Genomic DNA, 23,869 nt, shown 5'->3' with positions numbered 1-23,869 from the left:
GGGAGTACGCCGAAGGCGCGCGGCACAGGCCGCGCGCCCTCAGTGGTTCGTGGTTCAGCTCAGGCCGCTGTTGATGGCGCTCACCAGCTCGCCGTTGCTCGTGTCGCCGCTGAACTCCCAGAAGAACGCGCCGCCCAGGCCCTGGTTCTTGGCCCAGGTCATCTTCCCGGCGATCGTGGCGGGAGTGTCGTAGGACCACCAGTTGTTGCCGCAGTAGGCGTACGCCGTGCCCGCGACGGTGCCGGTGGCCGGGCAGGACGTCTTGAGGATCTTGTAGTCCTCGATGCCCGCCTCGTAGGTGCCGGGTGCCGCGCCGGTCGCCGTGCCGCCGGGGGCGGCCTGGGTGACGCCGGTCCAGCCGCGGCCGTAGAAGCCGATGCCGAGCAGCAGCTTGTTCGAGGCCACGCCCTTCGACTTCAGCTTGGCGATCGCGTCGGCCGAGTTGAAGCCCGCCTGCGGGATGCCGGCGTACGAGGTCAGCGGCGAGTGCGGGGCGGTCGGGCCCTGCGCGTTGAAGGCGCCGAAGTAGTCGTACGTCATCACGTTGTACCAGTTGAGGTACTGGGAGGCGCCGCCGTAGTCGGCCGCGTCGATCTTGCCGCCGTTGGAGCCGTCGGCCGTGATGGCCGCGGTGACCAGGTAGTTCGAGCCGAACTCGGTGCGCAGCGCGGACATCACGTTCTTGAAGGCGGCGGCACCGGAGGTGTCACAGGTCAGACCGCAGGCGTTGGGGTACTCCCAGTCGATGTCGATGCCGTCGAAGACATCGGCCCAGCGGGGGTCCTCCACGACCGCCTTGCAGGACTTCGCGAAGGCGGCCGGATTCTGCGCGGCCTGGCCGAAGCCACCGGAGTAGGTCCAGCCGCCGAAGGAGTAGAGCACCTTGATGTGCGGGTACTTGGCCTTCAGCTCGCGCAGTTGGTTGAAGTTGCCGCGCAGCGGCTGGTCCCAGGTGTCGGCGGCGCCGCTGACGGACTGGTCGGCGGTGTAGGCCTTGTCGTAGGCGGCGTAGGTGTCGTCGACGGTGCACTGACCGTTCTTGACGTTGCCGAACGCGTAGTTGATGTGGGTGATCTTCGAGGCGGAGCCCGAGGTCACCAGGTTCTTGACGTGGTAGTTGCGGCCGTAGACGCCCCACTCGGTGAAGTAGCCGAGCTTGACCTTGTCGCCGGTGGTGGGCGGCGGGTCGGTGGTGCCGCCGGTGGTCTTGACCGCGACGGCGCCGCTGGCCGGACCGGTCTGGTCGGCGGTGTCACGGGCCTGCACGGTGTACGAGTAGGAGGTGCCGGCGGTGAGGCCGGTGTCCGTGTACGACGTCGTCGTCACGGTCGCCACCTTGGCGCCGTCGCGCAGCACGTCGTAGTTCTTGACGCCCTTGTCGTCGGTGGCGGCGCTCCAGGCCAGTTTCACCGAGGTGTTGGTGACGTCGGAGGCGGTGGGGGTGCCGGGGGCGGACGGTGCCGCGTCGCCCGGGACCGAGCCTCCGTCACAACTGCCGCCGTTGAGCTTGCAGTTGGCGGGGGAGCCGGTGCCGGCGCCGTTGAAGCCGAAGGAGACGGTGGCGCCGGGGGCGAGGGTGCCGTTCCAGGACTTGTTCTTGGCGGTCCAGTGGGTGCCGGACGAGGTGACGTCGGCGTCCCAGGCGGAGCTGACGGAGGTGCCGGAGGGGAAGTCCCACTCGACGGTCCATGAACTGAGGCTGGTGGTGCCGGTGTTCTTCACCGTCCACTTGCCTTCGAAGCCGCTGCCCCAGTCCTGGGTCTTGGCGTAGGTCGCGGTGGCGGAGGTCGCGGCCTGGGCGGGGCTCGCGAGACCGACCAGGCCGGCGAAGGGGAGCAACAGCGTCGCGAATCCTGCCGCGGCTCTGTGTCTGAAGCGCATCGTGCGCCTCCTAGGGGAGTTGGGGGCGTGACTGAGCCTTCACACCCACGGTGCCGCGAGAATAGAAAGGTCTGGACCACGGGTCAATAGGTCTGGACCACTCTCGTGGGCGGACTCCTTCTAAACCCCCAACTCCTGCGCGAGAACCGCCGCTTGCACCCGGCTGCGCAGCTCCAGCTTCCCCAGCAGCCGGCTGACGTGCGTTTTCACCGTCGCCTCCGCCATGTCGAGGCGGCCCGCGATGTCGGCGTTGGACAGCCCCTCCCCGAGGCAGGAGAGCACCTCGCGCTCCCGGCGGGTGAGGACGTCGAGGACGGCCGGGTCGGCGCCCGTACCGCGCACCGGCCCGGCCGCGAACTCGGCGATCAGCCGCCGGGTGACGGCCGGGGCGACGATGCCCTCGCCCCGGGCCACCGTGTGCACGGCCGTGATCAGGTCCTTCGCCTCCGTGTTCTTCAGCAGGAAACCGGCGGCGCCGGCCCGCAGCGCCCCGAACACGTACTCGTCGAGGTCGAAGGTGGTCAGCACGAGGACGTCCGCGAGCCCCTCGCCGACGACCTGCCGGGTCGCCGACACTCCGTCGAGCCGCGGCATCTGCACGTCCATGAGCACCAGGTCCGGGCGCAACTCCCGGGCCAGCGACACCGCCTGCTCACCGTCCGCCGCCTCACCGACCACCTCGATGCCGGGCGAGCTGCGCAGGATGAGGACGAGCCCGGCGCGCACGGCGGACTGGTCCTCGGCGACGAGGACGCGGATCATTCGGATTCTCCTTCCGACACGGGCAGCGTGGCGTGCACGGTCCACAGCGCACCCACCGGTCCGGCCCGGAACGTGCCGCCGAGCAGCGCGGCCCGCTCCCGCATGCCGGTCAGTCCGGCACCGGAACCGGGCGCCCGAGGGCCGTCCCGATGGCCGTAGGGGCTGGTCACCCGTACGTCGAGGAGGCCGTCGCGGCGGTCGAGGGCGACCGTGACCCGGCCGGGGCAGGCGTGCTTGAGGGCGTTGGTCAGGGACTCCTGGACGATGCGGTACGCGGCGAGCTCGACCGGCGCGGGCACCTTGCCGGACCGGCCGGCGTCGAGGCGTACGTCGAGGCCGTTGGCGCGGGCGCCGTCGACCAGCGCAGCGAGCCCGTCGAGGGTGGGCGCGGCGACGGGCTCGCCGTCCCCGGCGGCGTCGCGCAGGATGCCGATCAACCGCCGCATCTCGGCGAGGCCCGCCACGCTGTTCTCCCGGATGACGGACAGCGCCTCCCGGGAGGTGGCCGGTTCGTCGATGGAGAGCGCGGCCGTGGAGTGGATGGCGATCGCCGACAGGTGGTTGGCCACCATGTCGTGCAACTCCCTTGCCATCCGGGCGCGTTCGGCGGTGACCGCCTGGGCACGGTCCATCTCGGCGAGCAGCGCGGTCTGTTCGGCGCGCAGCCTGGCGGCCTCGGCGGCGTCCCGGTGGTTGCGCACGATCCAGCCGGTGGAGGCGGGCGCGTAGGCCACGACTCCGACGACCACGCCGATCAGCAGCGCCTCCGGCACCCGCCACACCGCGAACGGCACCAGCGTCGCGGCCACGGTCAACAGCCCGGTGATCCACTGGATGCGCCGGGCCGAGGCGAGCGGACCGTACAGCACGGCCGCGTAGACGACGTCGGTGAACATCAGGAGGGTGGAGAGGTTGCCCTGGGTCAGGACGTCGGCGCAGACCGCGAAGGTGCCGGTCAGCAGGGCCGTGCGGGGAGCCGCCCGGCGCAGCAGCTCGCAGCCGGACAGCACGGTGAGCGGCACGAGGACCGGCCATGGGCCGTCGAAAAGCGTGATCGGGTCGTCGGCGGGCCGGGTGCTCAGACCGATGGCCACCAGCAGCAGCCCGCCGAGCAGCCCGCCGACCGCGATGTACACGTCGAAGCGGTGCGGGCGGGGGAGGGCCATGGCCCCATCCAACACGGTGTCCGAGCCCCGCGCCTGATCCCCGGGGACGGTCCTGGACTGCATCTTTCGATGTACGGCGGTTTCCTCACCGCCGACGACGAAAGGGGCCGGGAGCGCCGGGAGCCTGGAAGGGTGAGCGGAGGGAGCGTGTCGTGGTCGTCGGACTGATCATCGCCTGTGAGGTGGCCTTCTGGGTGCTGCTCGCGGCCGGACTGGCCTTCCGCTACGGGCTGCGGATGCCACGGGTGGGACTCGCCCTGCTGCTGTGCGAGCCGCTGCTGGAACTCGTGCTGTTCGCGGTGACCGCGATCGACCTGAGGAACGGTGCCGAGCCGGACTGGAGGCACGGCCTGGCCGCCGTCTACATCGGCTTCACCGTGGGCCTCGGCCACTCCACGATCAAGTGGGCGGACGCCCGGGTCGCCCACCGGTTCGCGGGCGGCCCGCCACCGGTGCGGCCGCCGAAGTACGGCACGGCCCGCGCCGTCCACGAGTGGAAGGTCGCGGGCCGCTGGATCCTCGCAGCCGTGGTCGCCGCGGCCCTGCTCCAGGCCGCGGTCTGGTACGTCGGCGACGGCCGGACCGACTCGCTGCGCGCCTGGCAGCAGCGCATGCTGTGGCTGATCGGCATCAACCTGGTCATCGCCGGCAGCTACACGCTGTTCCCGAAACGCGAGCGCTAGCGCTCCCCGCCAGGCACCCACAGGACGTCGCCCACATCCTTGTTGGCCGTACGGGCCAGGATGAACAGCAGGTCCGAGAGGCGGTTCAGGTAGGTCGCGGTGAGCGGGTTCATGTGCTCGCCGTGGACCTCCAGCGCCGCCCACGTCGAGCGCTCGGCCCGGCGTACGACCGTGCAGGCCTGGTGGAGCAGGGCCGCGCCCGGGGTGCCGCCGGGGAGGATGAAGGAGCGGAGCTTCTCCAGTCGCTCGTTGAAGCGGTCGCAGTCCGCCTCCAGCTTGTCGACGTAGAACTGCTCGACCCGCAGGGGCGGGAACTGCGGGTTCTCCACCACGGGCGTGGAGAGGTCGGCGCCGACGTCGAACAGGTCGTTCTGGACGCGGGTGAGGACCTTGACGACCTCCTCCTCCAGCCCGCCCAGCGCGATCGCGGTGCCGATCACGGCGTTCGCCTCGTTGGCGTCCGCGTAGGCGGAGATCCGCAGATCGGTCTTGGTGACCCGGCTCATGTCGCCGAGGGCGGTGGTGCCCTGGTCGCCGGTCCTGGTGTAGATGCGCGTCAGATTGACCATGGGGCCAGCGTAATTACGCCCCGGCCGTGCGGAACACGCGTGTGCCGACCGTCACCGCCAGTACCGCGAAACCGACGGCGACCAGGACGCCGTACAGCATGTGGTCCGTGGTGTACGAGCCGACGTACGCGTCCCGCATGGCGTCCACCAGATAGCGGAACGGCATGAAGTGCGAGAGGACGTCCAGCCAGGCCGGTCCCAGGGTCATCGGGAGCATCAGGCCGGACAGCAGCATGGAGGGCATGCTGACCGCGTTGACCAGCGGACCGAACTCCTGCGGTGTGCGGACCTTCATCGCCAGCGCGTACGACAGCGAGGCCAGCGAGACGGTCAGCAGGGCGACGAACCCGAAGCCGATCAGGACGCCGGCCAGTGGGGCCCGCAGTCCCATCGCGACCGCGGCCAGCACCAGCAGCACCGCCTGGAAGACGAAGACCGTGGCGTCCCGCAGCACCCGGCCCAGCAGCAGGGCGAGCCGGCTGACGGGCGTGACCCGCATCCGCTCCAGGATGCCCTGGCCCTTCTCCAGGATGATCATGAAGCCCGCGAACAGCGCGCCGAACAGGCCGAGTTGGAGCAGCAGCCCCGGCACCAGCACCTGCCAGGAACTGCCCTGCCCGCCGAGCGGGAGCCCGGTGAGCAGCGGACCGAAGAACACCAGGTACAGCAGCGGCATCAGGACGCCGAACAGCAGCGCGAAGCGTGAGCGCAGGGACTGACGCAGATAACGGCCGTAGACGATCGCGGTGTCGTGAAGAAGCATGGCTTTCCTGTACGGCCTTTCCTATACGGCTACGGGGGCGGCGTCGGCCGGGGTCGGACCCCGGCCCGTGATCGCGAGGAACGTGTCCTGGAGCGGGGCGTCGATCGAGCCCGCGTGCTCCAGCTTCAGGGCGCTCGGGGTGCCCTCGGCGACCACCACGCCCATGTCGACGATCACGAGGCGGTCGGCGAGGGCGTCGGCCTCGTCGAGGTAGTGGGTGGTCAGGAAGACGGTCGTACCGTGCTCGTCGCGCAGCCGGCGGATCAGGTCCCACAGGTCGGCGCGGCTGCCGGGGTCGAGCCCAGTCGTGGGTTCGTCGAGGAACAGCACCGCGGGTCGGTGCGTGAGCGCCATCGCGATGTCGAGGCGGCGGCGCTGACCGCCCGAGAGCGTGCCGCACCTGCGGTCGAGCAGTTCGGTGAGGCCCAGGTCGCGGGCCAGCTCGACGGCGCGGGCGGCGGCCCGTGCCGCGGTCAGGCGGTAGAAGCGGCCCTGGGTGACCAGTTCCTCCCGCACGGAGATCTGCGGATCGGTGCCGCTCGACTGGGCCACGTACCCGCACGCCCGCCGCACCCCCGCGGCGTCGGTCGCGAGGTCGTGGCCGGCGACGGCGGCGGTCCCGCCGGTGGGGGCCAGAAGGGTCGTGAGCATCCGGAGCGTGGTGGTCTTGCCGGCGCCGTTCGGGCCGAGGAAGCCGAGGATCTCGCCCGCGTGGACGGTGAGGTCGACGCCGCGGACGGCCTCGACGGGCCCGTGCTTGGTACGGAAGGTGCGGGCCAGTCCGGCCGCGCTGATGACTGCTGTCATGCCGTCCAGAAAAACAGAGTCCCTGAAATTTTGCAATGACTCCAAAAATCAAGAAGGTCCAGGGACGTCTACGATGCCGACATGGCAGAGGGGCTCAGGGAGCGGAAGAAGCGGCAGACCCGGCAGTACATCTCGGACGTCGCCACGGCCCTGTTCGTCGAGCGCGGGTTCGACGCGGTGACCGTCGCCGAGATCGCCGACGCCGCGAACGTCTCCGTCAACACCGTCTACAACTACTTCCCGGCCAAGGAGGACCTCTTCCTCGACCGCAGCAAGGGGGTCGTCGACCGGCTCTCGCGCTGGGTGCGCGGACGCGACGCGGGGGAGTCGGCGGCCGCGGCCGTCCTGCGGGAACTGCGCGACGAGGTCGAGGCGGTCTCGCCGCGGGTCGGCCTGCTGAAGGGCTACGACCGCTTCATGCGGGTCATCCAGGACGCGCCCGCGCTGCGCTCCCGGCTGTGGAGCATCCAGCAGGAGGTGCAGGAGAACCTGGAGGAGACCCTGCGCGAGGAGGCCGGCGCCGCGCCCGGCGACCCGCTGCCCGCCCTGATCGCCGGTCAGATCAACTGGCTGCACCACACGGTCATGGGCTCCATCGGACGCGAGATGGTCGCGGGGCGCGAACCGGACGAAGTGTCACGAGAGACGCTTGTGCTTCTCGACCGCATGGAGGAGTTGTTGAGCGATAAGGTGCTCAACTACGCCGTACGAGACCACTCGTGACAGCTACCGGTGTGATGTCCGTCAGATGAGACGTGACGCGCGTTACTAACCGGTCACACAGCCCTTCACGAGCGCTAGTGTCCGCCGCAGAGGCAACGTAAACAGGGCGTAAGGCGTTTCAAAGGGGAGTCGCAACAGTGGCACGGAAGCTTGCCGTCATCGGCGCCGGCTTGATGGGTTCCGGCATCGCCCAGGTCTCCGCCCAGGCGGGCTGGGACGTCGTCCTGCGGGACGTCACCGACGAGGCGTTGAAGCGCGGCACCGACGGCATCAAGGCTTCGTACGACAAGTTCGTGAGCAAGGGCAAGCTGGAGGCGCACGACGCCGACGCGGCCCTCGCCCGGATCACCGCGACCACCGATCTGGACGCGGCCGCCGACGCCGACGTCGTCGTCGAGGCCGTCTTCGAGAAGCTCGAGGTCAAGCACGAGATCTTCCGTGCGCTCGACAAGATCGTGCGCCCGGACGCCGTGCTCGCCTCCAACACCTCCGCGATCCCGATCACCAAGATCGCGGCGGCCACCGAGCGCCCGGAGCGGGTCGTCGGCGTGCACTTCTTCTCGCCGGTGCCCATGATGCAGCTCGTCGAGCTGGTCCGCGGCTACAAGACGAGCGACGAAACCCTCGCCACCGCGCGGGAGTTCGCCGAGTCCGTCGGCAAGACCTGCATCGTCGTGAACCGGGACGTGGCGGGGTTCGTGACCACCCGTCTCATCTCCGCCCTCGTCGTCGAGGCGACCAAGCTCTACGAGTCGGGCGTCGCGACCGCCGAGGACATCGACCTCGCCTGCAAGCTGGGCTTCGGCCACGCCATGGGCCCGCTCGCCACGGCGGACCTGACCGGCGTCGACATCCTGCTGCACGCCACCAGCAACATCTACACCGAGTCCCAGGACGAGAAGTTCGCGCCGCCGGAGCTGATGCGCCGGATGGTGGACGCCGGTGACATCGGACGCAAGAGCGGGCAGGGCTTCTACAAGCACTGACGGCTTTTTCCGTCACCGTAACCGCACAAACCCCTCAGGTTTCACACGCGGGGGTGAATTCGGTATCGGTTCGCTTACAGACGGCAACCTCCGACCGCCCTACGCAGTCAGAGGTGTCATCACTGGACATCACATTCGTGGAGTACTACACGCACTCACGGGGAGCGCATATGTACATCAGGGGCGACCACGCCGAGCTGGTCGTCGGGGGCCGCCTCGACGTCCGCAGCGCGGCGGACGCCCGTACGGTCCTGCACTCGGCCGTCGACGACGGAGCCGGCGACCTGGTGCTCGACCTGTCCGAGCTGGATTCCTGGGACGCCACCGGCCTCGGCGTGATCATGGGAGCCCACCGCAGGGCCGGCCGCTGCGGCCGCCGGCTGGTGCTGCGCGACGTACCGCCGCAGATGCAGCGCCTCCTCGTCGCCACCCGGCTGCACCGGATCCTGGCGATCGAGGGCGGCATCGGGGTGGAGTCCCTGCCCCGCGTCTGACCCGGGCCGTCGTGGTGAAACGCGCGTCCCGCGCAATCCTCACGAGACTGTGACGTCTCGGACGGCGCGGTACCCCGGGCTGTCGTAGATACTGTGCGAAGGTTTAGGGTTCGGTCGCCCGCTGTCTGCATCCCTTCCAGCGGGCCCGGACCAGAAGCGACAGCGCGGTGTGCTGCAGGCCGGGAGGGGCCACTGACGGCACACAAGACGCTTTTGGGGGGCTTGAACCTATGGACCCGAACAACCGGGGACCCGAGGAGTACGGCCATGACGACGACGGCGGCTCGCCGCGTCAGCGGCCTCCCAGGGACTCCCTCACATCCGAATTCGGCCAGCACTCGCCCGCGCTCGCCCGCACCGTGCAGCTCGTCGCCGGCGACTTCCTGCTCACCGTCAACCCCGTCGACGGCAGCGAGATAGAGGCCTGCCCGCCCGGCGAGCGGCCCGGACGGCCCGAGAAGCACGGCACCGCGCAACGCGCCGAGGTGGACCGCGCGGCCCGCCCGCCCGTCCCGCCCGGGCCCACCCGCACCGCGCTGGGACTCCTGGCCCGCCAGGACGAGCGCGAGCGGCTGGTGCGCCTGCTCGCCCGCGGCCGCTCGGTACGCCTGACCGGCCCCGCCGGCTCCGGCCGCACCAGCCTCCTCGACGTCGTCGCCGAGGACTGCTCGGACCTCGCCCCCGACGGCGTGGTCCGCCTCAACGGCTTCAACCGCACGGCCGACGAGCTGCTGTACGACCTCTACTACGGCGTCTTCGACTCGCCCCTGCACCGCCCCGACCGGGACGAGCTGCTCTCCTGCGTCCGGGAGATCGGCGCGGTCGTCGTCCTCGACGACATCGAGTTCGGCGGCGCGGCCCTCGACGAACTCCTCGACGCCACCCCCGAGTGCGCGTTCGTGATCGGCGCCACCCCCGACGTGCCCGCGCCCGCGGCCGACTCCGCCGTCGAGGAGGTCTTCCTCAGCGGCCTGGAGCGCGCCGACGGCGTGGAGCTCCTGGAGCGTTCCGTCGGCCGGGTGCTGACGGAGGAGGAGTCGAACTGGGCGGGCGACCTCTGGTTCGAGTCCGAGGGGCTGCCTCTGCGCTTCGTCCAGGCCGGCGCCCTGCTGCGGCAGCGCGACCGGCTGCGCGCCGGGGCGAACGCCGTCGACGAGTTCGGCGTCTTCGCGGACGCGGCCCCCGTCGACCCCTCGTTCGCCGCCGACGAGGGCGAGGACATACCGCTGCCCGCGCTCGGCGAGGCCGCGGCTCCCGCCCCGCTGCTCGCCTCCCGGCTCAGCGAGTCCGCGCGTGCCACCCTGCGGTTCGCCGTCGCGCTCGACGGCGAGGTGCCCCACCAGGCGCACCTGCCCGCGCTGATCGGCGACACCCACGCGGACGCCGCCCTCGGCAAGCTCGCGGACTGCGGCCTGGTCTCCCCGGTCGGCTCCCGCTACCGGCTCGCCGCCGGCGTCCTCACCCAGCTCGAAGCCGCCGGATACGGCGACGACACCGAGAGCCGCGCCCGCACCGCGGCCCAGCACTACGGCTGGTGGGCCGGCCACCCCTCGGTCACCCCCGAGCGGGTGTGCGCGGAGGCCGACGCCCTGCTCGCCGCCCTCGCCGTCCTGGTCCCGGTGACCACCGCGCCCGCCGAGGGCGAGGAGGCCGCCACCGTGCAGCTCGCCCGCACGGCGGCGCCCGCGTTCGCCGCCGGCGGCCACTGGGGCGCCTGGGAGCGTGCGCTGCGGGCCGGTTCCGAGGCCTCCCGGCTGGCCGGCGAGGTGTCCGAACAGGCCTACTTCCACCACGAGCTCGGCATCCTCGCGCTCTGCGGCGGACAGCTCGACCGGGCCCGCGCCGAACTGGAGGCCTCCGTCGGCCTGCGCGGCGCCCTCGCCGACAAGCGCGGCACCGTCGCGGGCCGCCGTGCCCTCGCCCTGGTCTCCGACCGGGACGGCAGCGCGCCCGGCCTGCCCGTCGCGCTCGGCGCCACCGCGGGCGAGGAGGTGCCCGACGCCCGGTACGACGAGTCCGCCTCGCCGCCCGGGGGCGTCCCCGCGGCCTTCCCGCCGCTCCAGCTTCCGGCCGACTCGCAGACCGTCGTCGTCCACCGCTCCGCCGGGCCCGCGCCCTCGCGCAAGGCCCGGGGCGGGCTCAAGGGCCTCGCCAAGCGCAACCTCGTCGCGGCCGGCGCGGGCGCGCTGCTGGTCGCGGTGCTCGGCACGGTCGTGACCCTGGGCGCCACCTCCGACAACGACCCGAACGGGCCGTCCGACCAGGTCGGCGTCAACCCGTCGGCCAGCGTCGGCATCGACGACGGCAACCTCGGCGCGGACGTCCCGAAGAGCGACGACGGCAAGAGCGACACCGGTACGGCCACGTCGCGTCCGACCGACCCGGGTCCCGACGGGACGTACGGGACGTCGGACGACCCGACCCCGACGGGCGGGGCGGAGCCCAGCGACGATCCGAGCGGGACGAAGGGGACGGGGGGCACGCCGAGTTCGCCTAAGCCGTCGACCCCCAAGCCCTCGACGACCAAGCCGTCGACGCCGTCCAGCCCGACGACTTCCGGTTCGTCGACACCGACGCCCACCCCGACGCCGACAGACCCGACCGAGACGCCTACGAGCACGCCCACCACCGAGCCCTCCACCTCCGACTCGGCCAGCGGTCCCGCCTCCACCGCCCCGGTGGAGACCAGCAGCTCGGCGAGCGCCCCGCAGAGCAGCGCCGTGAGCTCGCCGAGCGGTGCGGTCATCTAGGGACACCGCGCGACACAAGAGGGCCGGGTCCGTGCAGCGGACCCGGCCCTCTTCGTCGTAGTGCGGAAGGCGCTGTCAGAACAGGCGCAGCTTGTCGTCCTCGATGCCCCGCAGCGCGTTGTAGTCCAGCACGGTGCAGCCGATGCCGCGGTCGGTGGCCAGGACGCGGGCCTGGGGCTTGATCTCCTGGGCGGCGAAGATGCCGCGGACCGGGGCGAGATGGGGGTCGCGGTTCAACAGGTCGAGGTAGCGGGTGAGTTGCTCGACGCCGTCGATCTCGCCGCGCCGCTTGATCTCCACCGCGACCGTCTGCCCTTCGGCGTCCCGGCACAGGATGTCGACCGGGCCGATGGCCGTCATGTACTCGCGGCGGATCAGGGTGTAGCCGTCTCCGAGCGTTTCGATGCGGTCGGCGAGCAGCTCCTGAAGGTGTGCTTCCACGCCGTCCTTGATCAGGCCCGGGTCCACGCCCAGTTCGTGCGAGGAGTCGTGGAGAACTTCCTCCATCGTGATGATGAGCTTCTCGCCCGCCTTGTTGATGACGGTCCAGACGCCTTCCTCGTCGCCGGTCCCCTCCTTCAACGTGCAGGGCGGCGACATCCAGTTCAGGGGCTTGTAGGCCCGGTCGTCGGCGTGGATGGAGACGCTTCCGTCGGCCTTCACCAGGATCAGACGGGGGGCCGAGGGCAGGTGGGCGGTGAGCCGGCCCGCGTAGTCGACGGAACACCGGGCAATGACGAGACGCATGGTCGGCAACGCTACTCGACGGGCGCATGTCCACGCGATTCGGCCCGTAAGGCTGTGGAGAAACCCTGTTCACTTGTGGCCGATTGTGGGCCTGTTGGGAGTGCCCTTTGTTCGCATTCTCCTGGTGCCGTCACCGTCCGTTGCCTACCGTAGTGAACGGGAGGTCGCGAGGCGTGTACTGAGCGTGTCCGGCAGCGCGAACTCCCTTATCTGTCCGGCAACCCCTGAGGAATCAGGGGTGCGAGAGGAGAACCCATGTCGCTCGACGTCTCACCGGCCCTACTCGAGAAGGCCGAGCGAGGCGAGGTCGACGAAGCCGAATTCGTCGACTGCGTCCGGACCTCCCTGCCCTACGCATGGGAGATGATCAGCTCCCTGGTGGCCCAGCTAAAGGTCGACGGCGGCAACTTCGCCGACAACCAGACGCCCCCGCCGGACGAGCAGGCACGCGGTCAGTTGCTGCGTGCGCTTGCGAGTGACGCGATACGCGGCGCGCTGCAGCGGCACTTCGGTGTGCGGCTGGCCTTCCAGAACTGCCACCGGGTGGCGGTGTTCCCGTTGGACTCCTCCGTCGACGAGACGCTTGTCCGCTTCACCTCGGTGCGCAGTCAGTTGCTGAACCAGTCTCCGGAGTTCCGGGACTGCTGACGCGGCGCCGCTCGCTTGCCGCTCCGTACGCGGGAGGTGCATCAGTACCGGGGCGGCAAGCTCCCGCCGGACAGGGTTGTTCCGAATTCAGGTCAGATGCGGCAGCACCTCCGCACCCAGCCGCCGTACGTTCTCCTCGGTGGCCGCCAGGTCCCCCGAGCCCTCGACGAGCAGGGCGAAGCGGGAGACGCCCGTCCGTTCGCTGGTCGCCGCGAGGCGGTCGGCGGCGAGCCGCGGGGTGCCCACCGGGTGCAGCCCGCAGAGCAGTTCGGTGTAGGCCACCGGATCCCGCATCTGCCGTGCGCGGCCGTCGACCGTGACATGGGCGCCCAGCCCCTGCCTGAGCCAGCCCGGCATCGCCTTCACCAGGGCCTCCACCGCGTCCGTGCGCCGGTCCGCGATCTGGCAGACACCGGCCGAGACATGGGGCGCGTCCAGGACCTTCTCCGGAGCGTGGCCCGCGGCGCGCGCCTGCCTGCGCCACAGCGCGACCATCTCCGCCTTCTCCTCGTCCCCGACGTGCATCCCGAGCAGCATCGGCAGCCCGCGCTCGGCCGCCAGGCGGACGCTCGCCGGGGAGGTGCAGGCGACGATCACCTCGGGGCCCTCCGTCTCCGTGAGCGCCTCCGACGGCCGTGGCACGACCGGCACTTCGCGGAAACGGAAGCGCTCGCCGTCCGCCCCGACGGACGGTTCGCGCAGCCAGCGCACCAGCAGATCGAGTGATTCCGGGAACCCCTTCTCGTATGCCTCGAGACCCGACCCGAACACCTCCAGGTCGACCCACGGTCCGCCGCGCCCCACGCCCAGCGAGAAGCGCCCGCCGCTCGTCATGTGCAGCAGCGCGGCCTGCTCCCCGAGGGCCACCGGGTGCACCGTGGGCAGCACGCTCACGGCGGTGCCGACGCGGATACGGCGGGTGCGGCCCAGCAGCAGTGCGGCGAGTGTGATCGCCGACGGGCAGGTGCCGTACGGCACGAAGTGGTGTTCTGCCAGCCAGACCGCGTCGAGCCCGGCCTCCTCCGCGACCTCGGCCGAGCGGACCGCGCGGTGCAGCGCCTCCCCCTGGCCCTGCCCCGGGAACTGGGCCGCCAACACGAAACTTCCAACGTGCATGTGCTTTTCCTGCTTCCTTGGCTCCGACACGGAGCTCCCCCACCCGGCATAACCGCCTGACACGTGCCGAGGACACGGCCTGGCGGAGAGATTTGCCGATTGTCTGCAGAATCGTCGCCCCCGAGGGGGGACTTGTGGGGGTTGGTGCCCTACGCGTACCCGGCCGCGTCCCGCGTAGGCTGGACGCGGCCCCTGCTTCCTGTATAGCCCCGTGAGGTGTCCTGTGTCCCCGCGTCGCAACCGACCCAAGGGCTCCGGTTCGTCGGACCCGTCCGGCCGGAGTGCCGAGGACGACCGGTCCGGCCGGTACGGCGGCTTCCAGTCCTCGACGCACTGGCAGGGCGAGGACTGGAACGTCCGGCACGTGGCCGGGGCGAGCGCGCAGGGCAAGTCGTACCGGTGCCCGGGCTGCGACCAGATGATCCCGGACGGCGTCCCGCACGTGGTGGCCTGGCCGGACCACTCGGGTGTCGACGAGCGCAGACACTGGCACAAGGCCTGCTGGAACGCGCGGGACCGCCGCACCACGCGGGTGCAGCGGTCCCGTAACGCGCCGAGGTTCTAGCGGATCACACGTCCCGCTTCTCCAGCAGCACGAAGGCGGCGGCGAACACGGCGGCCGTCACGCCGAGGATGATCCACAGCGGGTCCCAGCCCGACGGGCCGGTCTCCGTGAGCGAGGTGGAGTAGAAGACGCTGAGCTGGCTCGGGATGGAGTACTCGAACAGCGCCTGGCGCAGGTCCTCAAGGGACCGCGAGAACATGAACAGCGCGATGACCAGCGGGGCCAGCAGGACACCGATCATGAGGGTGATCGCGCCCGCCGAGTGCCGGATGACCGAGCCGACGATCAGCGACAGCAGGCCGAGCAGCGCGATGTAGAGCGAGACGCCGACGGTGCCCTTCAGCCACTCCTGGCCGGTCGGCGTGCGGGCCCCGTCCAGCAGGGCCACGTCCGCGAGGGCGACGACGAGGACCGAGACCAGCGTGGTCACGAAGGCGACGGCGAAGAACACGACCGCCTTCGCCGCGAGGACCCGGCCCCGGGAGGGGCAGGCCACCATCGTCGTACGGATCATGCCGGTGCCGTACTCCGACGCCGTGGTCAGCACGCCGAGCGTGATGACGCACATGCTGCCCAGCAGCACGCCGAAGAAGCCGAACGACAGCGGGTTCTCGTCCCGCATGCTCTCCGAGGAGGCGTTGGCCGCGATCAGCGCGGCGGCCCCCAGCCCGATCCCGATCACGAGCAGCACGAACACGCCCAGCGTCCACATCGTCGACCGGACCGACCGGATCTTCGTCCACTCGGAGGCGATGGCGTGCCCGAGGTGCGTGCGCACGACGGGGATCGGTGAGGTGTAGCCGGCGTACGACGGTCCACTCGCCGCCTGCCAGTTCGGCACGGCGGCCTGGGCCTGCGGCATCGAGGGCTGCGGGGTGCTCATCGGGCGTCCTCGGGCTCGGTCGGGGTGGCGGGGGCGGAGGTCTGCGGGGCCGGTGCGGCCGCGGTCGCGGGCGGGGCCTGCGGCGGCGCGGGCGCGGCGGCCGGGGCCTGGGCGGCGGGCGCCTGCGCCGGCGGCTGGGGCAGGCCCTGGGGAGCCGCGGGGCCCGCCTGGGCGTACGGGTTGGGCATACCGGCGCCGGGACCGCCGTAGGGCCCCTGCGGACCGCCGAAGGGCGGCTGCCCGCCCTGCTGGGGCGGCGGCGGGGCGTACCAGCCCGGCTGGCCCTGGCCGGGGACCGGCATGGGCGGCTGTGCGCCCGGCGGCAGGGGCTGCATCAGGCCCGCCTTCTGGTCGGTGGTCGAGCGGTAGTCCACCGCGCCCTGCGTCATCCGCATGTACGCCTCCTCCAGCGAGGCCTGGTGCGGTGACAGCTCCCACAGGCGTACGTCCGTGGCGTGCGCGATGTCGCTGATCCGGGGGAGGGGCAGCCCCGTCACCCGCAGCGCGCCGTCCTGCTCCGGCAGGACGTGGCCGCCCGCCTCGGTGATCGCCGCCGACAGCTTCTCGCGGAGCTGCGGCTCGGTGTCCGGGGTGCGCACGCGCGCGAAGCCCGCGGAGTTCGCCGCGATGAAGTCCTGGACGCTCATGTCGGCGAGGAGCTGACCGCGTCCGATGACGATGAGGTGGTCCGCGGTCAGCGCCATCTCGCTCATCAGGTGCGAGGAGACGAAGACGGTCCGGCCCTCCGCCGCGAGCGCCTTCATCAGGTTGCGCACCCACAGGATGCCCTCGGGGTCGAGTCCGTTGACCGGCTCGTCGAAGAGCAGCACCTGCGGGTCGCCGAGCAGCGCGGCCGCGATCCCGAGCCGCTGGCCCATGCCGAGCGAGAAACCCTTGGAACGCTTCCTCGCCACGTCCTGGAGACCGACCACGCCCAGCACCTCGTCCACCCGGCGGGCCGGGATCCCGGAGAGCTGGGCCAGGCACAGCAGGTGGTTGCGGGCCGCCCGCCCGCCGTGCACCGCCTTCGCGTCGATCAGCGCACCGACCTGCCGGGCCGCGTTGGGCAGCCTGCGATACGGGTAGCCGCCGATCGTCACCTGCCCCGAGGTGGGGTTGTCCAGCCCGAGGATCATCCGCATGGTCGTCGACTTGCCCGAGCCGTTGGGGCCCAGGAAGCCGGTGACGGTACCGGGACGCACCTGGAAGGAAAGGTTGTACACAGCGGTCTTGTCGCCGTAGCGCTTGGTCAGGCCGACTGCCTCGATCATGCTCCGCACCCATCGCAAGGTTCAGGACAGCGGGGCACATGCCCCCCGTAAGAGTTAGGAGCTTATCGGGGCGCTGACGGTTCCGCTCATGGGCGGGACGGGGCTCCTCGCGTCACGCGTCCCGCTTCTTCAACAGGACATAACCGCCGATCAGGGCCGCCGCCACCCACAGCGCCATGATCCCGAGACCGCCCCAGGGACCGTAGGGGGTGTCGTCGTCGATCGGGGTGACCACCTGCATGATCTTGCTGCCGGCCTGGTCGGGCAGGAACCGGCCGATCTTCTTCGTCGCCGAGACATTGCCCAGGATGTTCGAGATCAGGAAGAAGAACGGCATCAGGATGCCCAGCGACAGCATCGGCGAGCGCAGCATCGCGGCCACGCCCATCGAGAACATCGCGATGAGGGTCATGTAGATCCCGCCGCCGATCACGGCCCGCAGGACGCCCGGGTCACCGATCTCCGCCCGGTGCGAGCCGAGCACCGCCTGGCCGAGGAAGAAGGTGACGAAGCTGGTGACCAGGCCCACCACGAGGCAGAGCCCGGTCGCCACCGCGATCTTGCTGACCAGGAAGGTGGCGCGCTGCGGCACCGCGGCCAGCGAGGTGCGGATCATGCCGGTGCTGTACTCGTTCGAGACGACGAGCACCCCGAACACGATCATCGCGAGCTGACCGAGGCTCATCCCGGCGAAGCTGATGAACGTCGGGTCGAAGGAGAGCTTGTCCTCCCGGCTCATGTTGTCGAACTCGTTCTTCGACAGCGCCGAGATCAGGATGCCGAGCCCGATGGTGACGACCACGGCGAGGGAGAGCGTCCACACCGTGGAGGCCACCGAACGGATCTTGGTCCACTCGGAGCGGATGACCTGGGTGGCCGCCATGGTCACTTCCCCTTCCAGCCGTCGCCCCATTGCTGGGGTGGTACGTCGACGGGTGCGTCGCTGTGGGCGTGGTACTCGACCGACTCCGCGGTCAACTGCATGAACGCCTCCTCCAGGGAGGCCTGTTGCGGGCTCAGCTCGTGCAGCACGATCTGGTGCTGGGCGGCCAGCTCGCCGATGTACTCGGACTTGCTGCCGTCCACCTCCAGCGCGCCGTTGCCGGTCTCCACGACGGTGACCCCGGCCCCGTGCAGCACGTCCAGCAGCCGCTCGCGCTGCGGGGTGCGGATACGGACGTAGGACCGCGAGTTCTGCGCGATGAAGTCGGCCATGGAGGTGTCGGCCAGCAGCCGGCCCTGGCCGATGACGACGAGGTGGTCGGCGGTCAGCGCCATCTCGCTCATGAGGTGGGACGAGACGAAGACCGTACGGCCCTGGGCGGCAAGGGACTTCATCAGGTTGCGGATCCAGTGGATGCCCTCGGGGTCGAGCCCGTTGACCGGCTCGTCGAACATCAGGATCCGCGGGTCGCCCAGCAACGCGCCCGCGATGCCGAGCCGCTGGCCCATGCCCAGCGAGAACCCCTTGGCCTTCTTCCTCGCGACGGCGGTGAGCCCGACCGTGTCGAGGACCTCGTCCACCCGCTTGCGGGGGATGCCGTTGCTCTGCGCGAGGCACAGCAGGTGGTTGAAGGCGCTGCGCCCGCCGTGCATGGCCTTGGCGTCCAGCAGGGCCCCGATGTACGTGAGGGGGTCCTTGAGCTGGTCGTAGTGCTTGCCGTCGATACGGACGTCCCCGGCGGTGGGCCGGTCCAGGCCCAGCATCATGCGCATCGTGGTCGACTTGCCCGCGCCGTTGGGACCGAGGAAGCCCGTGACGATGCCCGGTCTGACGGTGAAGGTCAGGTTGTTGACCGCCACCTTCTCGCCGTACCGCTTCGTCAGGCCCGCTAGCTCGATCATGCGGACCACGCTAGGGGCGCGCCGGGGCGGATGCCACTCCTATGGGCAAACGGAGACCGACGGATCCGGTAAGAAACCCGCACGCGTCCCGTGCACGGCGAGAGGCCCGCACCTGTCGGGGGAGAAGGTGCGGGCCTCTGGTGCCGTCAGGCGGTGTTACCGGGACTGCTGGGCCGGGACCCCACGGGAGATCGGCTCGTCGTCGGCCGGGGTGCCGGCGGCGGCCACCGCGGCGCCCGTGAGCGTGGCGAGCATCTCGCGCACGTTCGTGAGCTGAGCGTTGATCGAGTCGCGACGGTTCGTCAGAGCCGCCAGCTCGCGCTCGGATTCCGAACGGATGCGGTCGGCCTTGGCGTTGGCGTCGGCCACGATGTCCTCGGCCTGGCGCTGCGCGGTCTCCACCGTCTGGCGGGCGCGGCGCTCGGCGTCGGTGCGCAGCTTCTCGGCCTCCAGGCGCAACTGCTCCGCGCGGTGCTCGATCTCCGCGAGACGCTTCTCCGCCTTCTGCTGACGGGACGCCAGGTCGCGCTCGGACTGCTCCCGGCGCTTGGCGAGGTTCGTCTCGAAGTCGGCGGCGGCCTGCGCGGCCTTGGCGCGGGTCTCCTCGAAGAGGGCGTCCGCCTCCTCACGCTTGGACTGCGCGTCCTTCTGGGCCTCGGAGCGCAACTGCGAGGCGTCGCTCTTGGCCTTCTCGACGATCCGGACGCCCTCGTCCTCCGCCTTGGACTTGCGCTCCGCAGCGAACGATTCTGCGTCGTTGCGGACCTGCTGGGCCGCCGACTCGGCGAGTTCGCGGTGCTGCTCGGCCGCGCGACGGGCCTCCTCGCGCAGGTCCTTGGCCTCCTCCTCGGCGAGGCGGAGGATCTTCTCGACACGCGCGCCGAGGCCGGCGTACGACGGCTCGGCGTCGGAGACCTGGGCCTGGGCGTTCTGGGTCTCGAGGTGGAGCTCCTCGATGCGCTTTTCCAGGGCGGTGATGCGGGAGAGAGCGCTGTCACGGTCGGAGACGAGCTTGGAGATCCGTTCGTCCACCTGAGCGCGGTCGTACCCACGCCGCACAAGCTCGAAGCCGTAGGGGGAAGTGTCGCTCATGGGGTTCCTGTCAAATGAGACCGGTGAGGTGATAGGGGGAATCCTAGGGGCCGAAGCGGTGTGTCATCGAGCGGATACGTGTTTGATCTGGAGAATGACACCCCTTTTGAGTGGCTAACCCTCGGACGGCTTGCCAAAAAGTTGGTCAAAGGCCCCAGACGGCACCGGATTCCGACCAGTCGGTCAGCCGTCCGACGGCTTACCCGAACGAGGGGCGCCGACCGTGGCGCCCGCCTTGACGCCGCCGTCCTTGCCCGCCGTCGGGGCCTCGAAGGATTCCAACGCCTCCAGGACGTCCTGGACACGGGAGATCTCCGTATTGATGTCCTCACGGCGACGGACGAGGACCTCCAGCTCGCGCTTGCCCTCCTCGACCGTGCGCTTGGCCTCGCGGATCGCCTCGGCCTTGAGCTCCTCGGCCTCCCGGACCAGCGTGGCCTTCTTCTGCTCGGCCTCCTTGAGCAGCCCCTCGGCCTTCTTGACCGCGGCGATGCGCACCTTGCCGGCCTCCGAATTGGCCTCCGAGACCAGCTCCTTGGCCTTCGCCTGCGCCTTCGCGAGCTGCTCCTCCGCGGCCTTGATGAGCGCGTCGCAGCGGTCGCCGGTCGACTTCATGGTCTCCGCGGCCTCACGGCGGGCCCGCTCGTGCAGCGCCTCGATCTCGCCCGTGATCCGGTCGCGCAGCTCCTCGGCGCGCTCCCTTATGGCGGTGGCGTCCCGGCGGGCCCCGACGAGCAGCTCGTCCGCGTCCGTACGGGCCTTCTCCACACGTGAGTTGCCCTCGACCGTGGCCTCGGCCACCACCCGGTCGGCCTCCTTGCGGGCCGCGCCCACCATGGTGTCGGCCTGCGCCTCCGCGTCCGCGGTGGTCTTGAGCGCCTGCTGCTGCGCCTCGGTGAGCAGCTTGTCCGCCTCGGCGGTGGTCTCCGTGATGAGCGTGTCGACCTGCTCGGCCGCCTCGGAGCGCCGCTTGTTGGCGTCCTTGCGTGCCTCGTCGAGGGTGCGTTCGGCCTCCGTGCGCGCGGAGTTGACCAGTTCCTCGGCCGCGGCCGCCGCGTCCGCCCGGACCCGCTCGGCCTCGGTGCGGATCCGCTCCGCGTGCCGCTGCGCCTGACCCACCGTCTCGGCGGCCTCGGCCCGCAGCCGCTCCGCGTCCCCGGTGGCCTCCCCGATCAACTGCTCGGCCCGGGCGACCGATTCGGACCGCACGCGCTCGGCCTCGGCGACCGTCTCCGTGCGCAGCCGGTCGGTGTCGGTGATGGTCTCCTCGGTGAGCCGCTCCGCCTCGCTGCGCGCCTCGGTGATGAGGGTGTCGGCCTGCCGCGCCGCGTCCGAACGGATGCGGTTGGCGTCCTCGCGGGCCTCCGCCCGGGTGCGCGAGGCGTCCTGGTCGGCCTGGGCGATGGCGTCCGAGGCCTCGGTGCGGGCCCGCTGGGCGTGCTCGGACGCCTCCGAACGCAGCCGCTCCGCCTCCGCGATCGCCTCCGAGACGGTGCGCTCCGCAAGGGACTTGGCGGCGTCCGTCTCCTCGGCGGCCTCGCGCCGGATCCGGGCCGCGTCCTCGCTGGCCCGCTCCCGCTCGGAGTAGGCGTCCGAGCGGACCCGGTCGGCCTCCTCCTCGGCCTCGCGCCGGGTGCGGTCGGCCGCGTGCTCGGCGGCGCTGCGCAGCCCGGTGATCTCCTCCTGCGCCTGCTCGTGCAGCCCGGCGACGGAGTCGCGCACCTGCTGGGCGTGCTGCTCGGCCGCCGACACCATCTCCGTGGCGCGCCGGTCCGCCTCCTCGACCAGGCGCACCGCCTCGGCCTGCGCCTCCTCGACGCGGTTGCGCGCCGAGGCCAGCAGCTCCTCGCTCTGCTCGCGGGCCCGCTCACGCTCCTGGTCGGCCTCCTGGCGGGCCGAGCCGAGGTACTCCTCGGCCTCGCGGCGGCGCCGGTTGGCCTCCTCCTGCGCGGCGGCCAGCGTCTCGGACGCCTCGGCGGCGATCCGCTCGGCGGCGGTCTGCGCCTCCGCCCGGACCCGGTCCGCGGTGTCCTGGGCCTCCGTCTTGAGCCGCTCCGCCTCGGCGGCGGCCTCGGAACGCAGCCGTACGGCGACGGCCTCGCCCTCGGCGCGGGAGGCGGACGCGTCGGACGCGGCCTCGGTGCGCAGCCGGTCGGCCTCCGTCTCGGCCTGCTGCTGCAGGGTGCGGATGCGCTCGGCGGCCTCGGTGCGCAGCCGCTCGCTCTCCTCGGCGGCCTCGCGGCGGATCCGCGCGGCCTCCTCACGGGCCTCGGTCAGGGCCAGCTCGGCGGCGGCCAGACGCTCCTCGGCCTCGGTGTGCAGCCGGGTCAGTTCCTCGTCGGCCTCGGCACGGCGTGCCGCTATGGCCCGCTCGGTCTCCTCGCGCAGTTCGCTCGCGGTCCGCTCGGCGGCGGCCGTGATCTCCTCGGACAGCTCGACGGCCTCGGCGCGCTGCCGTTCGGCCTCGTTGCGGGTGCGCTCCAGGGTCTCCTCGGCCTGCCGGCGCAGCGTGGTGGCGCGCTCGATGGCCTCGGTGCGGACCTTCTCGCTGTCCGCGGTGGCGCTCTGGCGCAGCTCGTCGGCGTCGGCCTTGGCCTTGGAGAGCAGCTCCTCGGCGGTCTTGGCCGCCTCCTCGATCTGCTGGACGGCCTCCTTGCGGGCCTCCGCGCGGATCTTCTCGCCCTCGGCGACCGCGTCGGCGCGCAACTGCTCGGCCTCGCCGCGCAGCCTGCGGGCCTCCTCCTGCAGCTCGACCGTCTTGGCGCGGTACTCCTTGGTGTCGTCCTTCGCCGTGCCCTTGAGCTGTTCGGCGATGTCGTGCGCCTCGGCGCGCAGCCGGTCCGCCTCGGTCTCCGCCTCGCGGCGGATCCGCTCAGCTTCCTCGGCGGCGGCCTTGGTGGTCCGCTGCGCGTCCTCCTGCGCCTTGTTGAGGACGTCCTCGGCGGTCTTGGCCGCCTTGGAGAGCTGGGTGGCGCTCTCCTCGGCGGTGATCGTACGGGCCTTCTCGGCGGCCTCGGTGACGATCTTCTCGGCCTCGGCGCGGGCGTCCGCGACGATCTGCTCGGCGGCCTCCTTGGTCGCCTCGGCCTCCTGGCTGGCCTCGGTGACCAGCCGGGCGACCTGCTCCTTGGCCGTACGGGTGCGCTGTTCGTTGGCGGACTCCGCGCTCGCGAGCGTCTTCTCGGCGGCCGACTTCGCCTCGGTGAGCACCTTCTCGGCCTCGGCCTGCGCCTTGCGCAGCGCCTCCTCGGCCTCCGCCATCCGCTGTTCGGCGGCCCGGCTCAGCTCGGTGGCCTGGCGGCGGGCGCTGTCCGACTCGGTCGCGGTGGAGGTGCGCAACTGCTCGGCGTGCTCGGTGGCCTCCTGCGCCTGCGTGGAGGCGGCGTCCAGCAGGCGCTCGGCGTCCGCGCGGGCGCGGCGCAGCAACTGCTCGGCCTCCGCGCGGGCGGCCTCGGCCTCGCTCTGCAGACGCTGGCGGGCCTCGGAGGTGACCCGCTCGGCCTCGGCACGGGCGGCGGCCATGGCCTGCTCGGCCTCGGCGCGCGACTCCTCCAGGAGCCGGCGGGCCTGCGACTCGCTGCGGGCGCGCAGTTGCTCGGCCCACGCCACGTTCTCGTTGACGTGCGACTCGACGGTCTGCCGGCGCTCGGCCAGCTCCTGGTCGAGCTGCTGACGGCGGGTGACGGCCTCCTGGTGCAGCTCCGCCTGCAGACGCGCGGCCTGCTCGGCGTGCTCCTGGAGGATGCGCTGGGTCTGGGCGCGGACCTGGCTCAGTTCGCGCTCGGCGTCCTGGCGCAACTGGTCGGCCTGGATCTGCGCGTTCCGCAGCAACTGCTCGGCCTGGTAGCCGATGTCACCGCCGCCGAATTCGGGCCGGGACATGAGGGTGCGCCGCGCCTCGTGCAACTTGGCGCGCAGCACCTCGACCTGGTAGCCGAGGTCCTCGGCGTGCTGGATCGCCTTCTCCCGCTCGGTCTTCAGCCGATCCATCTCGGCCTCGAACCGAGAGAGGTGGTCGACGTCAGCCGCCGGCTCTCGCTCCTGGCGTTCGTAGCCCCGCACTGCGCGGTCCCATCCGTCCCCTGGTCGCAAGTCTTTCCGAACGAGCCCCGTCCATC

At 71.4% G+C, this 23,869-nt stretch carries 21 protein-coding genes; 7 read left to right on the top strand and 14 right to left on the bottom strand.

What is annotated here, in order from left to right; genetic code table 11:
* Nucleotides 1–54: 54 nt before the first annotated feature.
* From ACZ66S_RS05140 to ACZ66S_RS05130, 3 genes are all read right to left on the bottom strand, one after another.
* Nucleotides 55–1,881 carry a glycosyl hydrolase family 18 protein gene (locus ACZ66S_RS05140; RefSeq protein ID WP_469899776.1) on the bottom strand — a complete coding sequence of 609 codons (1,827 nt, stop codon included), beginning with the start codon at nucleotides 1,879–1,881 and terminating at the stop codon, nucleotides 55–57.
* 120 nt (nucleotides 1,882–2,001) lie between these two features.
* Nucleotides 2,002–2,643 carry a response regulator gene (locus ACZ66S_RS05135; RefSeq protein WP_469899775.1) on the bottom strand — a complete coding sequence of 214 codons (642 nt, stop codon included), beginning with the start codon at nucleotides 2,641–2,643 and terminating at the stop codon, nucleotides 2,002–2,004.
* A complete protein-coding gene (locus ACZ66S_RS05130; protein ID WP_469899774.1) occupies nucleotides 2,640–3,809 on the bottom strand; it encodes a sensor histidine kinase in 1,170 nt (389 codons plus the stop codon). The genes ACZ66S_RS05135 and ACZ66S_RS05130 overlap by 4 nt, the downstream gene beginning before the upstream one ends.
* A gap of 152 nt (nucleotides 3,810–3,961) precedes the next feature.
* Here ACZ66S_RS05130 and ACZ66S_RS05125 point away from each other — a divergent pair, with 152 nt between their 5' ends.
* Nucleotides 3,962–4,492: a hypothetical protein gene (locus ACZ66S_RS05125; protein WP_469899772.1), complete on the top strand. Its 531-nt coding sequence runs from the start codon at nucleotides 3,962–3,964 to the stop codon at nucleotides 4,490–4,492.
* On the opposite strand, the gene ACZ66S_RS05120 is transcribed toward ACZ66S_RS05125, so the two are convergent.
* Genes ACZ66S_RS05120 through ACZ66S_RS05110 form a run of 3 tightly spaced genes read right to left on the bottom strand, consistent with a single transcriptional unit; the run spans nucleotide 4,489 to nucleotide 6,631 of the window.
* Nucleotides 4,489–5,061 (bottom strand): cob(I)yrinic acid a,c-diamide adenosyltransferase, encoded by a 573-nt coding sequence (locus ACZ66S_RS05120; RefSeq protein WP_469899771.1) that lies wholly within the window; start codon nucleotides 5,059–5,061, stop codon nucleotides 4,489–4,491. The two genes, ACZ66S_RS05125 and ACZ66S_RS05120, sit on opposite strands and share 4 nt — an antisense overlap.
* A 13-nt stretch (nucleotides 5,062–5,074) precedes the next feature.
* Nucleotides 5,075–5,824, bottom strand: coding sequence for an ABC transporter permease (locus tag ACZ66S_RS05115; protein WP_469899769.1), 750 nt, complete (start codon nucleotides 5,822–5,824; stop codon nucleotides 5,075–5,077).
* A gap of 21 nt (nucleotides 5,825–5,845) precedes the next feature.
* Nucleotides 5,846–6,631 carry an ABC transporter ATP-binding protein gene (locus ACZ66S_RS05110; RefSeq protein WP_469899767.1) on the bottom strand — a complete coding sequence of 262 codons (786 nt, stop codon included), beginning with the start codon at nucleotides 6,629–6,631 and terminating at the stop codon, nucleotides 5,846–5,848.
* An 81-nt stretch (nucleotides 6,632–6,712) separates the two neighbouring features.
* Between ACZ66S_RS05110 and ACZ66S_RS05105 the strand changes: the two genes are divergently transcribed.
* From ACZ66S_RS05105 to ACZ66S_RS05090, 4 genes are all read left to right on the top strand, one after another.
* The gene (locus tag ACZ66S_RS05105) at nucleotides 6,713–7,354 is read left to right on the top strand and encodes a TetR/AcrR family transcriptional regulator (protein ID WP_469899765.1); all 642 of its coding nucleotides are present in this window, start codon (nucleotides 6,713–6,715) and stop codon (nucleotides 7,352–7,354) included.
* A gap of 137 nt (nucleotides 7,355–7,491) precedes the next feature.
* The gene (locus ACZ66S_RS05100) at nucleotides 7,492–8,340 is read left to right on the top strand and encodes a 3-hydroxyacyl-CoA dehydrogenase family protein (protein ID WP_037721477.1); all 849 of its coding nucleotides are present in this window, start codon (nucleotides 7,492–7,494) and stop codon (nucleotides 8,338–8,340) included.
* Nucleotides 8,341–8,510: 170 nt separating this feature from the next.
* Nucleotides 8,511–8,834, top strand: a complete 324-nt coding sequence (locus tag ACZ66S_RS05095; protein ID WP_020136551.1) for an STAS domain-containing protein — start codon at nucleotides 8,511–8,513, stop codon at nucleotides 8,832–8,834.
* Between the two features lie 230 nt (nucleotides 8,835–9,064).
* Nucleotides 9,065–11,584, top strand: a complete 2,520-nt coding sequence (locus tag ACZ66S_RS05090) for a P-loop NTPase family protein (RefSeq protein WP_469899763.1) — start codon at nucleotides 9,065–9,067, stop codon at nucleotides 11,582–11,584.
* 75 nt (nucleotides 11,585–11,659) lie between these two features.
* On the opposite strand, the gene nucS is transcribed toward ACZ66S_RS05090, so the two are convergent.
* Nucleotides 11,660–12,331, bottom strand: a complete 672-nt coding sequence (gene nucS, locus ACZ66S_RS05085; RefSeq protein WP_469899761.1) for an endonuclease NucS — start codon at nucleotides 12,329–12,331, stop codon at nucleotides 11,660–11,662.
* A gap of 255 nt (nucleotides 12,332–12,586) precedes the next feature.
* Here nucS and ACZ66S_RS05080 point away from each other — a divergent pair, with 255 nt between their 5' ends.
* A complete protein-coding gene (locus tag ACZ66S_RS05080; protein WP_007384741.1) occupies nucleotides 12,587–12,979 on the top strand; it encodes an SCO5389 family protein in 393 nt (130 codons plus the stop codon).
* Between the two features lie 87 nt (nucleotides 12,980–13,066).
* Here ACZ66S_RS05080 and ACZ66S_RS05075 read toward each other — a convergent pair whose 3' ends face one another.
* Nucleotides 13,067–14,095, bottom strand: coding sequence for an LLM class flavin-dependent oxidoreductase (locus tag ACZ66S_RS05075; protein WP_469899759.1), 1,029 nt, complete (start codon nucleotides 14,093–14,095; stop codon nucleotides 13,067–13,069).
* 223 nt (nucleotides 14,096–14,318) lie between these two features.
* On the opposite strand from ACZ66S_RS05075, the gene ACZ66S_RS05070 reads away from it, so the two are divergent.
* The gene (locus ACZ66S_RS05070; RefSeq protein WP_469899757.1) at nucleotides 14,319–14,660 is read left to right on the top strand and encodes an ATP/GTP-binding protein; all 342 of its coding nucleotides are present in this window, start codon (nucleotides 14,319–14,321) and stop codon (nucleotides 14,658–14,660) included.
* Nucleotides 14,661–14,664: 4 nt separating this feature from the next.
* Here the strand turns inward: ACZ66S_RS05070 and ACZ66S_RS05065 are convergent, their stop codons facing one another.
* The 6 genes from ACZ66S_RS05065 to scy form a co-directional block, all read right to left on the bottom strand.
* Nucleotides 14,665–15,543 (bottom strand): ABC transporter permease, encoded by an 879-nt coding sequence (locus ACZ66S_RS05065; protein ID WP_469899756.1) that lies wholly within the window; start codon nucleotides 15,541–15,543, stop codon nucleotides 14,665–14,667.
* The gene (locus ACZ66S_RS05060) at nucleotides 15,540–16,814 is read right to left on the bottom strand and encodes an ABC transporter ATP-binding protein (protein ID WP_469899754.1); all 1,275 of its coding nucleotides are present in this window, start codon (nucleotides 16,812–16,814) and stop codon (nucleotides 15,540–15,542) included. Before ACZ66S_RS05060 ends, ACZ66S_RS05065 begins: the two co-directional genes overlap by 4 nt.
* Nucleotides 16,815–16,926: 112 nt before the next feature.
* Nucleotides 16,927–17,697 (bottom strand): ABC transporter permease, encoded by a 771-nt coding sequence (locus tag ACZ66S_RS05055; RefSeq protein ID WP_469899753.1) that lies wholly within the window; start codon nucleotides 17,695–17,697, stop codon nucleotides 16,927–16,929.
* A gap of 2 nt (nucleotides 17,698–17,699) precedes the next feature.
* Complete coding sequence (locus ACZ66S_RS05050) at nucleotides 17,700–18,659, bottom strand: ABC transporter ATP-binding protein (RefSeq protein WP_469899752.1); 960 nt, start codon at nucleotides 18,657–18,659, stop codon at nucleotides 17,700–17,702.
* A 156-nt stretch (nucleotides 18,660–18,815) separates the two neighbouring features.
* A complete protein-coding gene (locus ACZ66S_RS05045; RefSeq protein ID WP_359432135.1) occupies nucleotides 18,816–19,751 on the bottom strand; it encodes a coiled-coil domain-containing protein in 936 nt (311 codons plus the stop codon).
* 183 nt (nucleotides 19,752–19,934) lie between these two features.
* The gene (gene scy / locus ACZ66S_RS05040) at nucleotides 19,935–23,813 is read right to left on the bottom strand and encodes a polarized growth protein Scy (RefSeq protein ID WP_469899751.1); all 3,879 of its coding nucleotides are present in this window, start codon (nucleotides 23,811–23,813) and stop codon (nucleotides 19,935–19,937) included.
* Between the last annotated feature and the right edge of the window lie 56 nt (nucleotides 23,814–23,869).

The sequence above is a fragment of the Streptomyces sp. NPDC107471 genome, assembly GCF_055582845.1.
Note: the sequence above shows the minus strand (reverse complement) of the source record. Positions and strands in the feature narration are given on the sequence as shown.

What these genes read in the sequence shown, in the direction of transcription:
- ACZ66S_RS05140 (WP_469899776.1), bottom strand. Translation starts at nt 1,881, where the DNA reads ATGCGCTTCAGACACAGAGCCGCGGCAGGATTCGCGACGCTGTTGCTC.
- ACZ66S_RS05135 (WP_469899775.1), bottom strand. Translation starts at nt 2,643, where the DNA reads ATGATCCGCGTCCTCGTCGCCGAGGACCAGTCCGCCGTGCGCGCCGGG.
- ACZ66S_RS05130 (WP_469899774.1), bottom strand. Translation starts at nt 3,809, where the DNA reads ATGGCCCTCCCCCGCCCGCACCGCTTCGACGTGTACATCGCGGTCGGC.
- ACZ66S_RS05120 (WP_469899771.1), bottom strand. Translation starts at nt 5,061, where the DNA reads ATGGTCAATCTGACGCGCATCTACACCAGGACCGGCGACCAGGGCACC.
- ACZ66S_RS05115 (WP_469899769.1), bottom strand. Translation starts at nt 5,824, where the DNA reads ATGCTTCTTCACGACACCGCGATCGTCTACGGCCGTTATCTGCGTCAG.
- ACZ66S_RS05110 (WP_469899767.1), bottom strand. Translation starts at nt 6,631, where the DNA reads ATGACAGCAGTCATCAGCGCGGCCGGACTGGCCCGCACCTTCCGTACC.
- ACZ66S_RS05105 (WP_469899765.1), top strand. Translation starts at nt 6,713, where the DNA reads ATGGCAGAGGGGCTCAGGGAGCGGAAGAAGCGGCAGACCCGGCAGTAC.
- ACZ66S_RS05095 (WP_020136551.1), top strand. Translation starts at nt 8,511, where the DNA reads ATGTACATCAGGGGCGACCACGCCGAGCTGGTCGTCGGGGGCCGCCTC.
- ACZ66S_RS05090 (WP_469899763.1), top strand. Translation starts at nt 9,065, where the DNA reads ATGGACCCGAACAACCGGGGACCCGAGGAGTACGGCCATGACGACGAC.
- nucS (WP_469899761.1), bottom strand. Translation starts at nt 12,331, where the DNA reads ATGCGTCTCGTCATTGCCCGGTGTTCCGTCGACTACGCGGGCCGGCTC.
- ACZ66S_RS05080 (WP_007384741.1), top strand. Translation starts at nt 12,587, where the DNA reads ATGTCGCTCGACGTCTCACCGGCCCTACTCGAGAAGGCCGAGCGAGGC.
- ACZ66S_RS05075 (WP_469899759.1), bottom strand. Translation starts at nt 14,095, where the DNA reads ATGCACGTTGGAAGTTTCGTGTTGGCGGCCCAGTTCCCGGGGCAGGGC.
- ACZ66S_RS05065 (WP_469899756.1), bottom strand. Translation starts at nt 15,543, where the DNA reads ATGAGCACCCCGCAGCCCTCGATGCCGCAGGCCCAGGCCGCCGTGCCG.
- ACZ66S_RS05060 (WP_469899754.1), bottom strand. Translation starts at nt 16,814, where the DNA reads ATGATCGAGGCAGTCGGCCTGACCAAGCGCTACGGCGACAAGACCGCT.
- ACZ66S_RS05055 (WP_469899753.1), bottom strand. Translation starts at nt 17,697, where the DNA reads ATGGCGGCCACCCAGGTCATCCGCTCCGAGTGGACCAAGATCCGTTCG.
- ACZ66S_RS05050 (WP_469899752.1), bottom strand. Translation starts at nt 18,659, where the DNA reads ATGATCGAGCTAGCGGGCCTGACGAAGCGGTACGGCGAGAAGGTGGCG.
- ACZ66S_RS05045 (WP_359432135.1), bottom strand. Translation starts at nt 19,751, where the DNA reads ATGAGCGACACTTCCCCCTACGGCTTCGAGCTTGTGCGGCGTGGGTAC.